This window comes from Pseudomonas sp. PDM22 (genome assembly GCF_014851965.1).
Classification (GTDB): domain Bacteria; phylum Pseudomonadota; class Gammaproteobacteria; order Pseudomonadales; family Pseudomonadaceae; genus Pseudomonas.
Genome location: NZ_JACVAR010000002.1, coordinates 772884 through 786600, shown reverse-complemented (window position 1 = coordinate 786600; position 13717 = coordinate 772884). Strand labels below are relative to the sequence as shown.

The 13717-nt window shown below is 66.7% G+C and carries 10 protein-coding genes; 8 read left to right on the top strand and 2 right to left on the bottom strand.

Annotated elements, in window-relative coordinates:
• The first annotated feature begins 108 nt into the window (after positions 1–108).
• Together IB255_RS09255 and dapC are read left to right on the top strand one after the other, a co-directional pair.
• Positions 109–2808, top strand: coding sequence for a [protein-PII] uridylyltransferase (locus tag IB255_RS09255; protein ID WP_192210123.1), 2700 nt, complete (start codon positions 109–111; stop codon positions 2806–2808).
• A gap of 51 nt (positions 2809–2859) precedes the next feature.
• Positions 2860–4056, top strand: coding sequence for a succinyldiaminopimelate transaminase (gene dapC / locus IB255_RS09250; RefSeq protein WP_081517884.1), 1197 nt, complete (start codon positions 2860–2862; stop codon positions 4054–4056).
• Between the two features lie 257 nt (positions 4057–4313).
• On the opposite strand, the gene IB255_RS09245 is transcribed toward dapC, so the two are convergent.
• Positions 4314–5978 (bottom strand): Na+/H+ antiporter, encoded by a 1665-nt coding sequence (locus tag IB255_RS09245; protein ID WP_192210122.1) that lies wholly within the window; start codon positions 5976–5978, stop codon positions 4314–4316.
• Positions 5979–6149: 171 nt separating this feature from the next.
• Here IB255_RS09245 and IB255_RS09240 point away from each other — a divergent pair, with 171 nt between their 5' ends.
• The 5 genes from IB255_RS09240 (at position 6150) to IB255_RS09220 (ending at position 9923) form a co-directional block, all read left to right on the top strand.
• Positions 6150–6500: an ArsC family reductase gene (locus IB255_RS09240; RefSeq protein WP_081517882.1), complete on the top strand. Its 351-nt coding sequence runs from the start codon at positions 6150–6152 to the stop codon at positions 6498–6500.
• An 11-nt stretch (positions 6501–6511) separates the two neighbouring features.
• Positions 6512–7138 (top strand): LysE family translocator, encoded by a 627-nt coding sequence (locus IB255_RS09235; RefSeq protein WP_081517881.1) that lies wholly within the window; start codon positions 6512–6514, stop codon positions 7136–7138.
• Between the two features lie 43 nt (positions 7139–7181).
• Complete coding sequence (dapD, locus tag IB255_RS09230) at positions 7182–8216, top strand: 2,3,4,5-tetrahydropyridine-2,6-dicarboxylate N-succinyltransferase (protein WP_081517880.1); 1035 nt, start codon at positions 7182–7184, stop codon at positions 8214–8216.
• A 94-nt stretch (positions 8217–8310) separates the two neighbouring features.
• Positions 8311–9516, top strand: a complete 1206-nt coding sequence (locus IB255_RS09225) for an aminotransferase class V-fold PLP-dependent enzyme (protein ID WP_081517879.1) — start codon at positions 8311–8313, stop codon at positions 9514–9516.
• Entirely contained in the window at positions 9513–9923 is a 411-nt protein-coding gene (locus tag IB255_RS09220) for a SufE family protein (RefSeq protein WP_081517878.1), read from the top strand. The genes IB255_RS09225 and IB255_RS09220 overlap by 4 nt, the downstream gene beginning before the upstream one ends.
• Before the next feature lie 52 nt (positions 9924–9975).
• Here IB255_RS09220 and tcdA read toward each other — a convergent pair whose 3' ends face one another.
• A complete protein-coding gene (gene tcdA, locus IB255_RS09215; protein ID WP_081517877.1) occupies positions 9976–10782 on the bottom strand; it encodes a tRNA cyclic N6-threonylcarbamoyladenosine(37) synthase TcdA in 807 nt (268 codons plus the stop codon).
• A gap of 301 nt (positions 10783–11083) precedes the next feature.
• On the opposite strand from tcdA, the gene IB255_RS09210 reads away from it, so the two are divergent.
• On the top strand, positions 11084–13681 hold the full coding sequence (locus IB255_RS09210; protein WP_081517876.1) for a glycosyltransferase: 2598 nt from the start codon (positions 11084–11086) through the stop codon (positions 13679–13681).
• Positions 13682–13717 lie beyond the last annotated feature (36 nt).

Below are 13717 nucleotides of genomic sequence, written 5' to 3'. Positions count from 1 at the left end.
ACATAGAAATCCCGGCCCGGCACAGCCATCGGGCCTTGCGCCATGCGCACAGGCCCGGTTGCCCTCTTGCCCCTGCCCTCCCCTAAGCCATTGATCAGGAAGGCCGCCATGCCGCAGGTGGATCCCGAGTTGTTCGACCGTGGGCAGTTCCAGGCGGAACTGGCCCTCAAATCCAGCCCCATCGCCGCCTTCAAGAAGGCCATTCGTCAGGCCAACGAGGTGCTCGACGCCCGCTTCAATGGCGGCCGCGACATCCGCCGTCTGATCGAGGACCGCGCCTGGTTCGTCGACCAGATCCTGCAGCAGGCCTGGAACCGCTTCGACTGGGGCGACGACGCCGACATCGCGCTGGTTGCCGTGGGCGGCTACGGGCGCGGCGAATTGCACCCGCATTCGGACATCGACCTGCTGGTCCTGCTCGACAGCGAGGACCAGGAAAGCTTCCGCGAGCCCATCGAGGGCTTCCTCACCCTGCTCTGGGACATCGGCCTGGAAGTCGGCCAGAGCGTGCGCTCGGTGGCCGAGTGCGCCGAGGAAGCGCGCGCCGACCTGACGGTGGTCACCAACCTGATGGAATGCCGGACCATCTCCGGCCCGGACAGCCTGCGCCTGCGCATGCTCGAAGCCACCAGCACGAAACAGATGTGGCCCAGCGGGCAGTTCTACCTGGCCAAGCGCAAGGAACAGATCCACCGCCACACCAAATACAACGACACCGAATACAACCTCGAGCCCAACGTGAAGGGCTCGCCCGGCGGCCTGCGCGACATCCAGACTTTGCTCTGGGTCGCCCGCCGCCACTTCGGCAGCCTCAACCTGCATGCCCTAGTCCGCGAAGGCTTCCTGGTGGAAAGCGAATGCGCGGTGCTGGCCTCCAGCCAGGAATTCCTCTGGAAGGTCCGCTACGCCCTGCACATGCTCGCTGGCCGCGCCGAAGACCGCCTCCTGTTCGATCACCAGCGGCGCATCGCCGGAATGCTCGGCTATGAAGGCAACGACGCCAAGCTGGCCGTCGAGCGCTTCATGCAGAAGTATTACCGCGTGGTGATGGCCGTTTCCGAACTGAACGACCTGATCACCCAGCACTTCGAGGAAGTGATCCTGCGGGCCGGCGAGAACGGCCAGATCCAGTCGCTCAACAGCCGTTTCCAGCTGCGCGACGGCTACCTGGAGGTCACTCACGCCAACGTCTTCAAGCGCACCCCGTTCGCCCTCCTGGAAATCTTCGTCCTGCTGGCCCAGCACCCGGAGATCAAGGGCGTGCGCGCCGATACCATCCGCCTGCTGCGCGACAGCCGGCACCTGATCGACGACGACTTCCGCCACGACATCCGCAACACCAGCCTGTTCATCGAGCTGTTCAAGTGTCAGGAAGGCATCCACCGCAACCTGCGGCGAATGAACCGCTACGGCATTCTTGGCCGCTACCTGCCGGAATTCGGCCTGATCGTCGGGCAGATGCAGCACGACCTGTTCCACATCTATACGGTCGACGCGCACACCCTCAACCTGATCAAGCACCTGCGCAAGCTGCGCCGCCCGGACATGGCGGAGAAATATCCGCTGGCCAGCAAGATCATGGAGCGCCTGCCCAAGCCGGAGCTGATCTACATCGCCGGCCTCTACCACGACATCGCCAAGGGCCGCGGCGGCGACCACTCGGAACTGGGCGCGGTGGACGCCGAGCACTTCTGCCAGCGCCACCAGCTGCCGCCGTGGGACACCAACCTGGTGTCCTGGCTGGTGCAGAACCACCTGATCATGTCGACCACGGCCCAACGCAAGGACCTGTCCGACCCGCAGGTGATCTACGACTTCGCCCAGCTGATGGGCAACCAGACCTACCTGGACTACCTCTACGTGCTCACCGTGGCCGACATCAACGCCACCAACCCGACGCTGTGGAACTCCTGGCGCGCCAGCCTGCTGCGCCAGCTCTACACCGAGACCAAGCGCGCACTGCGGCGCGGCCTGGAGAACCCAGTGGACCGCGAGGAGCAGATTCGCCAGACACAGAGCGCGGCCATCGACATCCTGGTGCGCAGCGGCATCGACCAGGACGACGCCGAGCAGCTCTGGAGCCAGCTGGGCGACGACTACTTCCTGCGCCACAGCGCCGCCGACGTGGCGTGGCACACCGAAGCCATCCTCCAGCACCCGGACGACGGCACCCCGCTGGTGCTGATCAAGGAAACCGCCCAGCGCGAATTCGAGGGCGGCACGCAGATATTCATCTACGCCGGTGACCAGCACGACTTCTTCGCCGTGACCGTGGCGGCGATGGACCAGCTCAACCTGAACATTCAGGACGCGCGGATCATCACTTCCACCAGCCTGTTCACCCTCGACACCTACATAGTGCTCGATGCCGATGGCGGCTCGATAGGCAATAATCCCAGCCGGGTCGAGGAAATTCGCGAGGGTCTGGTCAACGCCCTGAAGGACCCGGACGAGTACCCGACCATCATCCAGCGCCGCGTGCCGCGCCAGCTCAAGCACTTTGCCTTCAACCCGCAGGTGACCATCTCCACCGACGCGGCCCGCCAGGTCAGCGTGCTGGAAGTCACCGCGCCCGATCGCCCCGGCCTGCTGGCGCGCATCGGAGGGCTGTTCCTGGACTTCGACCTGTCGGTACAGAACGCCAAGATCGCCACCCTGGGCGAGCGCGTGGAGGACGTGTTCTTCGTCACCGATGCGCACAACCAGCCGCTCTCCGACCCGGAGCTGTGCAAGCGCATCCAGACGGCCCTGGTGGACATCCTCTCGGATGGCGGCCAGCCGAGCATGCCGGTGCGCATCAGCATCTAGCCCCCATTCAGTCAGAATCAGTCGTCAGAATCAGAAAGAAAGAGCCTTGCCATGAACCCTGCCCTCGACTCGCTCCAGCCCTACCCCTTCGAGAAGCTCCGCGCCCTGCTGGCCGGCGCCCAGCCGCCGGCTGAGCTGAAGCCCATCGCGCTGTCCATCGGCGAACCCAAGCACCGCTCACCGGACTTCGTCGCCAAGGCCCTGGCCGACAGCCTCGACCAGCTGGCCGTCTACCCGACCACCCTGGGCATCCCCGCCCTGCGCGAAGCCATCGCTGCCTGGTGCGAGCGCCGCTTCAAGGTGCCGGCCGGCTGGCTGGACGCCGCGCGCCACGTGCTGCCGGTGAACGGCACCCGTGAAGCGCTGTTCGCCTTCACCCAGACCGTGGTGGACCGCAACGCCAAGGGCCTGGTGATCAGCCCGAACCCGTTCTACCAGATCTACGAAGGCGCAGCCCTGCTGGCCGGCGCCGAGCCGCACTACCTGCCCTGCCTGGAAGACAACGGCTTCAACCCGGACTTCGACGCCGTCCCGGCGGACGTCTGGGCGCGCTGCGAGATCCTCTTCCTCTGCTCGCCGGGCAACCCCACCGGCGCGCTGGTTCCGCTGGAAACCCTGAAGAAGCTGATCGCCCTGGCCGACGAGCATGATTTCGTGATCGCCGCCGACGAGTGCTACAGCGAGCTGTACTTCGACGAACAGAACCCTCCGGCCGGCCTGCTGACCGCCTGCGCCGAACTGGGCCGCTCGGATTTTGCGCGCTGCGTGGTGTTCCACAGCCTGTCCAAGCGCTCGAACCTGCCGGGCCTGCGCTCGGGCTTCGTCGCCGGTGATGCCGAAGTACTGAAGAAATTCCTCCTGTACCGCACCTACCACGGCTGCGCCATGCCGGTTCAGACCCAGCTGGCCAGCGTCGCGGCCTGGAACGACGAGGACCACGTGCGCGCAAACCGCGACCTGTACCGCGAGAAGTTCGACGCCGTGCTGGACATCCTCGGCGGCGTGCTCGACGTGCAGCGCCCGGACGGCAGTTTCTACCTGTGGGCGAAAACTCCGGTGGCCGACACCGAGTTCTGCCGCGGCCTGTTCGACCAGCAGCACGTCACCGTGGTGCCGGGCTCCTACCTGTCCCGCGAAGTGAACGGCGAGAACCCCGGCGCCAACCGCGTGCGCATGGCGCTGGTGGCCCCGCTGGCGGAATGCGTGGAAGCAGCCGAGCGCATCAAGCAGTACGTGAAAAGCCTCTGACGCTGCACCGCCCCTTGTAGGAGCAACTGTCTTTCCCTGGTAGTTCCGTGTTTGTGCTTTCCCCCTCACCCCAGCCCTCTCCCTCAGGGAGAGGGAGCAAATCGTGCCGGCTGACGCTGTGGTTTCATCCGGCACCGAACGGTCCCCTCTCCCTCTGGGAGAGGGTTAGGGTGAGGGCCGATCCGAGCACAGATCTATCCGGTAGGAGCGGGCCATGCCCGCGATCGCGCCGACCGGGCGCTCCTACAGGAGAGCCGCTACACCCAGCGCCCCGCCTTGCTGGTCACCCAGGCCTCCTGGTTATCCAGCTCGCCCAGCACCTCGCGCATGGTCTCGTCGTCGATCTCGTGCTCGCGGCGCATCCGGTAAAGCTCCAGCCGCTGCGCGCGCAGTGCCTTGATGCGCAGCGCCTGGTCAGCCAGCTCCAGGGCGCGGGCGCGCTCGCGGGCCTCCTTGCTGTCCGGCGCCGGGTCCAGCTCGTGGCGATATTCGGCCATCAGCCTGGCCTTCATCTCCGCCAGCCGCGCCGTCTCGTCGGCATCACCGCCACCCTCGCTGGCAGGCACCTCCTCGCTCTCCAGCATGTGAATGGCCGCTGCCGCGGTCTTGCGCCAGACCCCCTGCACCTCCAGCTCGCGCTGGTCGTTGCTGGCCGCCGGCAAGCCACGCAACAGGATCGGCAGGCCAATGGTGGCCGCAATCAGCGACACCAGGATCACCCCGGCAGCGATGAAGATGATCAGGTCACGCTGCGGGAAGGCCGAACCGTCCAGCAACAGCAAAGGAACCGACAGCACGCCGGCCAGGGTCACCGCCCCGCGCACTCCGCTCAGCGCGGAGATCGCCGACAGCCGCAGCACTGGCTCGCCCGGCTTGCCGCCCAGCTCGATGCCCCACCACTGCTCGAAGCGCACGGAAATCTTCCAGTAGCACCAGACCCAGCCAAAGCGCAGCGCGAGCAGCACGGCAAATACCGCGAACACGTAGAAGGCCAGCAGCGACGAGCGCCACATCACGTCGTCGGCGTGATGCGCGACGGACTTGAGGATGTCCGGCAGTTGCAGCCCCAGCAGCAGGAACACCACGCCGTTGAAGGTGAACTCCAGCATCGACCAGACGCTGCGGTTAAGCAGGCGGGTGTTGGTCTGCCGGGGCAGCAGGTCGACCCAGCTCTGCATCATGCCGGCCGCCACCGCCGCGAGGATGCCGGAGACGCCCAACTCCTCGGCGATCATGTAGCAGGCGAAGGGCAACAGCAGCATCAGCACCACATGGGTGGCCGGGTCATCCCAGCCGCGGCGGATCATCCAGGCGCGGATGCGCCCCAGCAGCCAGCTGAGGAACACGCCGCTGGCAAGGCCGCCGACTGCCACCAGGAGGAAGTTCAGGCTGGCGTCCATCAGCGAGAAGGTGCCGGTCAGGGCCGCGGCGATGGCGAACTTGAACGCCACCAGGCCGGAAGCGTCGTTCATCAGCGCCTCGCCCTGCAGCACGTGCATCAGGCGCTTGGGCAGACGGTTCTGGGCGATCGCCGAGACCGCCAGCGCATCGGTCGGTGACAGTACCGCCGCGAGGGCAAAGGCCGCGGCCCAGGGAATCTCGGGGATCAGCAGGTGGATGAACACGCCGCCGCCGACCACGGTAAACAGCACCAGGGCGAAGGCCAGGGTGAGGATCGGCCAGCGCATCTTCCAGAACTCGCCCTTGGGCATGCGCCAACCATCAGCGAACAGCAGCGGCGGGATGAAAAGGAACATGAACAGTTCCGGGTCCAGCCCCACATGCAGCCCCAGGCTCGGCCAGGCCAGCATCGCTCCGGCGGCGATCTGGATCAGCGGCAGCGGCAGCGGGATCAGCTGCGCCGCAAGCCGCGTTCCCCCCACGACCAGCAGCAGGATGAGTACGGTGTAAACGGTTTGCATCGACGAACTCCCAGCACAGCTCTCCATTGAAGCACCCGTAGCGCGGCGGATCAGCCCCGCAATGGGCAAAAAACTGTTGCAAACGACCGACCTCCCGGCGGCGTCCCGCAAGCGCTGCGGAAATGGCATAATCCCGCGCCTGAAAAATGCATCGAAAAGGAGTAGCGCCCCGTGAGTGAGCGGACGCTGTATGGAATCAAAGCTTGCGACACCATGAAGAAAGCCCGCGTGTGGCTGGAAGAGCATGGCGTCGACTACGCCTTCCACGACTACAAGAGTAGCGGCATCGACCGCGAACACCTGCGCCAGTGGTGCACCGAGCATGGCTGGGAAACCGTCCTGAACCGCGCCGGCACCACCTTCCGCAAGCTCGACGACGCGCAGAAGGCCGATCTCGACCAGGACAAGGCCATCGAACTGATGGTCGCCCAGCCGTCGATGATCAAGCGTCCGGTGCTGGACCTGGGTGACCGCACCCTGGTCGGCTTCAAGCCCGACGCCTACGCCGCCGCGCTGGCCTGAGCAGCACCACGATGAGCATCGCCTGGGCCCTGTTCCTTCCCGCCTGCTTCGCCCTGAACCTGGCGCCGGGACCGAACAACCTGCTGTCGCTGAACAACGCCGCACGCTTCGGCCTGCTGCGCGCCACCGTCGCGGGCGGCGGCCGGCTGGTCGCCTTCGCCGGCATGCTGGCCCTGGCCGCCTCCGGCCTGGCGCTGGTGCTGCAGGCATCGGCCTGGCTGTTCCTGGCGATCAAGCTGGTGGGCGCCGGTTACCTGTTGTGGCTGGCCGTACAGCTGTGGCGTGCCCCGACGGCGAACCTGTCGGTGGACGGCACCCCGGCTCCCGCCACCAGCCTGTGGCGCCTGGCTCGCCAGGAGTTCTGGGTGGCCGCCGGCAATCCCAAGGCAATCCTCATCTTCACCGCTTTCCTGCCGCAGTTCGTCGATCCGCGTCAGGCCGTGGGCGCCCAGTTCGCCCAACTCGGCGCAGCCTTCCTGCTTCTGGAATGGCTGGCCATCGCCCTTTACGGGCTCGCCGGGGTCCGCCTCGGCAAGCTGCTCGCCGGCGCACGCGCCCGGCGCCTGTTCAACCGTGGTTGTGCCGCGCTGCTGGGCAGCGCCGGGCTGGGCCTGCTGCTCAGCCGCCGTCCGGCCTGACCGACTTCATTCGCCAAGTACCTCTTTGCAAGGAAATACCCACATGTCGAAATCCCTGTTCAGCATCGCTTTCGGTGTCGGCACCCAGAACCGCCAGGGCAACTGGCTGGAAGTCTTCTACGCGCAGCCGCTGCTCAACCCCAGCGCCGAACTGGTCGCTGCCATCGCCCCGCTGCTGGCCTACGAAGGCGGCAACCAGGCGATCGCCTTCACCGCTCACCAGGCCTACCAGCTGGCCGACGCCGTCGAGACCGTCGACGCCGCCCAGGCAGCCCTGCTCAACCGCCTGGCCGAGAGCCAGAAGCCGCTGGTCGCCACCCTGCTGGCCGAAGACGCCGCCCCCAGCTCCACCCCGGAGGCGTACCTGAAGCTGCACCTGCTGTCGCACCGTCTGGTCAAGCCCCACGGCCTGAACCTGACCGGCATCTTCCCGCTGCTGCCCAACGTCGCCTGGACCAACCAGGGCGCCGTCGACCTGGCCGAACTGGCCGAACTGCAACTGGAAGCGCGCCTGAAGGGCAAGCTGCTGGAAGTCTTCTCCGTCGACAAATTCCCGAAGATGACCGACTACGTGGTCCCGGCCGGCGTGCGCATCGCCGACACCGCCCGTGTGCGCCTGGGCGCCTACGTCGGTGAAGGCACCACCGTGATGCACGAAGGCTTCGTCAACTTCAACGGCGGCACCGAAGGCCCGGGCATGATCGAAGGCCGCGTCTCCGCTGGCGTGTTCGTCGGCAAGGGTTCGGACCTGGGCGGCGGCTGCTCCACCATGGGCACCCTGTCCGGCGGCGGCAACATCGTCATCAGCGTCGGCGAAGGCTGCCTGATCGGCGCCAACGCCGGCATCGGCATTCCGCTGGGCGACCGCAACATCGTCGAGGCGGGCCTGTACGTCACCGCCGGCACCAAGATCGCCGTGCTGGACGACCAGAACAACCTGGTGAAAGTGGTCAAGGGCCGCGACCTCGCCGGCCAGGCTGACCTGCTGTTCCGTCGCAACTCCCAGACCGGCGCAGTCGAGTGCAAGACCAACAAGACTGCCATCGAGCTGAACGAGGCGCTGCACGCGCACAACTAAGCTGGGCGCCCCGCTCGCGCGGGGTACGCACTAAGCTTTGAGAAGCGGGGGCTGCGGCCCCCGTTTTCCATTCGCCACAACCGGCCGCACGCCCATGTCCATTCCCTCGCCCTGGCGCACCGACTTCCCGGCCCTCGCCGCCTTCGAGGCCGAAGACCAGACCTACCTCGACAGCGCCGCCACCGCGCAGAAACCGCGCGCCATGATCGACGCCCTCGCCGGCTACTACGCCAGCGGCGCCGCCAACGTGCACCGCGCCCAGCACCTGCCCGGCGAGCGCGCCACTCGAGCCTTCGAGTCGACCCGCAGCCTGGCCGCCCACTGGCTCCATGGCGGCAGCCCGGCGCAGATCATCTTCACCCGCGGCGCCACCGAAGCGCTGAACCTGCTGGCCTACGGGCTGGAAGGCCAGTTCCAGGCGGGCGACGAGATCGTCGTCAGTGCGCTGGAACACCACGCCAACCTGTTGCCCTGGCAGCAACTGGCCAAGCGTCGCAGCCTGAGCCTGGTAGTGCTGCCGCTGGACGCTGACGGGCGTATCGACCTGAACCGCGCCGCCGGCCTGATCGGCCCGCGCACCCGCCTGCTCGCTGTCAGCCAGCTGTCCAACGTGCTCGGCACCTGGCAGCCGCTGCCGGAACTGCTGCAGATGGCCCGCCAGCGCGGCGCATTAAGCGTGGTCGATGGCGCCCAGGGCGTGGTCCACGGCCGGCACAACCTGTCGGCGCTGGGCTGCGACTTCTACGTCTGCTCCAGCCACAAACTCTACGGCCCGGAAGGCCTCGGCCTGCTCTGGGGCCGCCCGGAAGCACTGGAGCGCCTGGCGCACTGGCAGTTCGGCGGCGAGATGGTGCGCGTGGCGGACTACTTCGACTCGCAGTTCCACAGCGCGCCCATGGGCTTCGAGGCCGGCACCCCGCCTATCGGCCCGGTGATCGCCCTGGGCGCCACGCTGGAATGGCTGGCCAGCCTGGACAGCGCCGAAGTCAGCGCCCACGAGGACTTCCTCCACGCCCGCCTGCTGGCCGGCCTGCGCGCCCGTGACGGCGTGCGCGTGCTGGGCGAGCCGGAAGTGGCGCTGGTCAGCTTCGTGGTCGAGGGCGTGCACGTCTCCGACCTCGGCCACCTGCTCACCGAGCAGGGCATCGCCGTGCGCGCCGGGCACCACTGCGCCATGCCGCTGATGAAGACCCTGGATGTCGCCGGCGCCCTGCGCGTCTCCCTCGGCCTGTACAACGACAGTGCGGATATCGAGCGCTTCTTCGGCGCGCTGGACAGCGCCCTGGAATTGCTGCGATGAGCCTCCCCGTCGCTGCCGCCGAGGCATTGGAGACCTTTACCGCCCTGCAGGGCTGGGAGCAACGCGCCCGCCTGCTGATGCAGTGGGGCGAGCGCCTGGAGCCGCTGAGCGAAGCCGAACTGGGTGACGAGCAGCGCGTACAGGGCTGCGAGAGCAACGTCTGGCTGGTGGCGGATCGGCGTGATGAGCGCTGGCACTTCCGCGCCTACAGCGATGCGCGCCTGCTGCGCGGGCTGCTGGCGTTGCTGCTGGTGCGGGTGGACGGCCTGCCGGCGGACGAGCTGTCCGCCATCGATCTGCCGGGCTGGTTCGAGCAATTGGGGCTGGGCCGGCAACTGTCACCGTCGCGCAGCAACGGCCTGAATGCCGTGCTGAAACGGATGCAGGAACTGATCACCCGCCTGTAGGAGCGCGCCATGCGCGCGATCGTGGGCATGGCCCACTCCTACAAGGTAACGGTCAGCCCGCAACGCGCTCCGAAGGCCGCCGCGCACCCGCGACAATCTTGTCCACGGCCCGCGCCGCCGCGACCATGCCGAAGGTCGCGGTCACCATCATCACTGCGCCGAAACCACCGGCGCAGTCCAGCTTCACGCCCTCGCCGACAAAGCTCTTGGACTGGCACACGGTGCCGTCCGGCTTCGGATAGCGCAGCTGTTCGGTGGAAAACACGCATTGCACGCTGTAATGCCGGCCCGGCGTGCGCGAGAAGTTGTAGTCGCGACGCAGTGTCGAGCGAACCTTGGCGGCCAGCGGGTCGTTGAAGGTCTTGTTCAGGTCGGCGACCTGGATCTGCGTCGGGTCCACCTGCCCGCCCGCGCCACCGGTGGTGATGATCTGCAGCTTGCGGCGCTTGCACCAGGCAATCAGCGCGGCCTTGGCGGCGACGCTGTCGATGCAGTCGATCACGCAGTCCAGTTCGGGGGTGATGTAGTCCGCCATGGTCTCGCGGGTGACGAAATCGGCTACGGCGTGCACGACGATGCCCGGGTTGATCGCCTTCAGGCGCTCGGCCATGACCTCGACCTTGGGCTTGCCCACGGCGCCCTGGATGGCATGCACCTGGCGGTTGGTGTTGGTGACGCAGACGTCGTCCAGGTCGAACAGCGAAATCTCGCCCACGCCGCTGCGCGCCAGGGCCTCAGCCGCCCAGGAGCCCACGCCGCCGATCCCGACCACCGCCACATGGCTGGCCGCCAGTCGCTCCAGGCCCTCACGGCCGTAAAGCCGCGCGATTCCGCCGAAACGCTGTTCATCCAGTTGCATCGCCCACACCTCATCTCGAAACGGCCGGCATTCTATAACGACCGGGCCCCTGTAACGACCGCGCCCCTATAACAATCGGCCAGGGCCGTCCTGCAACAAAGCCGGATTGCCGCAGTCTCAGTCACGCGCCTGCCACACATTCTAAACTGTCGGAAAATGCCCACGAACGCCCACGCGGCGGACGGCGCCGGCAACCTGTACAGCCCCCGGAGTGCGGGGTAGGATGCGCCCCGACCGAGCTGTCCCGTACAGAGATTGTCCCGGCCCCTCCCCGTTCCACCCTTTGGAACCCGATCGCACCATGCCTGCACGCAAGTTCGGCCTCAACCTGGTGGTGTTCGTTGCCCTCGCGGCACTCTTCACCGGCTTCTGGGCCCTCTACAACCGCCCCGTCAGCGTTCCCGACTGGCCGGAAAGCATTTCCGGATTCTCCTTCTCGCCCTTCCGCCTGAACCAGAATCCGCAGAAGAACCAGTTCCCCAGCGACGACGAGATCCGTTCGGACCTGGAACTGGTCTCCAAGAGCACTGACAACATCCGCACCTACTCGGTGAAGGGCTCGCTGGCCGACATCCCGCGCCTGGCCGAAGAACTGGGCATGCGCGTCAGCCTCGGCATCTGGATCGGCCCGGACGAGGCCGAGAACGAGGCCGAGATCGAACGCGGCATCGAGATCGCCAACAACTCGCGCAGCGTGGTGCGGGTGATAGTCGGCAACGAAGCGCTGTTCCGCCGCGAGGTCACGGTCGAGCAACTGACGGCCTACCTGGACCGCGTGCGCAAGGCGGTGAAGGTGCCGGTGACCACCGCCGAGCAGTGGCACATCTACGAGAAGTACCCGGAGATGGCCAAGCACGTCGACCTGATCGCCGCCCACGTGCTGCCCTACTGGGAATACACGGCGATGAACGATGCCATCCCGTTCGTCCTCGAACGCGCCAAGGAACTGCGCGCCAAGTTCCCGCGCAAGCCGCTGCTGCTGGCCGAAGTCGGCTGGCCGAGCAACGGCCGCATGCGCGGCGGCGCCGACGCCACCCAGGCGGACCAGGCCATCTACCTGCGCACGCTGACCAACGCACTGAACAAGCGCGGCTACAACTACTTCGTCGTCGAGGCCTTCGACCAGCCGTGGAAAGTCGGCGACGAAGGCTCGGTGGGCGCCTACTGGGGCGTCTACAACGCCCAGCGCCAACCGAAGTTCAACTTCGACGGACCGGTAGTCAACATCCCGCAGTGGCGCGCCCTGGCAGTCGCCTCGGTGGTGATGGCGCTGCTCGCCCTGACCCTGCTGATGATCGACGGCAGCGCCCTGCGCCAGCGCGGGCGGACCTTCCTCACCGTGGTCGCCTTCGCCGGCGGTTCGGTGCTGGTGTGGATCGCCTACGACTACAGCCAGCAGTACAGCACCTGGTTCAGCATGACCGTCGGCGGCCTGCTGGGCATCGGCGCGCTGGGCGTGTTCATCGTCCTGCTGACCGAGGCCCACGAACTCGCCGAGACCGTTTGGGTACGCAAGCGCCGCCGGCCGTTCGATCCGGTCCTCACCGATACCGGCTACCGGCCCAAGGTCTCGGTGCACGTGCCCTGCTACAACGAACCACCTGAAATGATGAAGAAGACCCTGGATGCGCTGTCCAGGCTCGACTATCCGGACTTCGAAGTCCTGATCATCGACAACAACACCAAGGACCCGGCGGTCTGGGAACCGGTGCGCGACTACTGCGAAGTCCTCGGCCCGCGCTTCCGCTTCTTCCACGTCGCACCGCTGGCCGGCTTCAAGGGCGGCGCGCTGAACTACATCCTGCCGCACACCGCACCGGACGTCGAAGTCGTGGCGGTGATCGACGCCGACTACTGCGTCGAGCCGAACTGGCTCAAGCAGATGGTGCCGCACTTCAGTGATCCGAAGATCGCCGTGGTGCAGTCCCCGCAGGACTACCACGACGGCGAGGAAAACGTCTTCAAGAAGCTCTGCTACGCCGAGTACAAGGGCTTCTTCCACATCGGCATGGTCACCCGCAACGACCGCGACGCGATCATCCAGCACGGCACCATGACGATGATCCGGCGGACCGTGATGGACGAGCTGAAGTGGGCCGACTGGACCATCTGCGAGGACGCCGAACTGGGCCTGCGGGTGTTCGAGAAAGGCTATTCGGCCGCCTACTCGCACCAGAGCTTCGGCAAGGGCGTAATGCCCGACACCTTCATCGACTACAAGAAGCAGCGCTTCCGCTGGGCCTACGGCGCCATCCAGATCATGAAGGGCCACGCCCGCGCGCTGTTCCAGGGCAAGGACAGCAAGCTCACCCTCGGCCAGCGCTACCACTTCATCGCCGGCTGGCTGCCGTGGATCGCCGATGGCATGAACATCTTCTTCACCGTCGGCGCGCTGCTCTGGTCCTCGGCGATGATCATCGTACCCAAGCGGGTCGACCCGCCGCTGCTGATCTTCGCCATCCCGCCGCTGGCGCTGTTCTTCTTCAAGTTCGGCAAGATCATGTTCCTCTACCGCCGCGCGGTGGGCGTCGACCTGTTGCGCTCGTTCCAGGCGGCGGTGGCCGGCCTTGCGCTGTCCCACACTATCGCCAAGGCGGTGCTCTACGGGACGTTCACCAAGACCATCCCGTTCTTCCGCACGCCGAAGATGGCCTCCAACCACGGCCTGCTGGTCGCACTGGCCGAAGCCCGTGAGGAGGTATTCATCATGCTGCTGCTGTGGGGCGCGGCGCTGGGCATCGTGCTGGTGCAGGGCGTGCCGAGCCGCGACATGATGTTCTGGGTAGCCATGCTGCTGGTGCAGTCGCTGCCCTACCTCGCCGCCCTGGTGATGGCGCTGCTGTCCGCCGCACCCAAGGCCCAGGAAGCACCGGTAGCCGACGCCGCACCAGCCAGCTGAACTCGAACGTAGGATGGCGTGGAGCGAAGCGATACC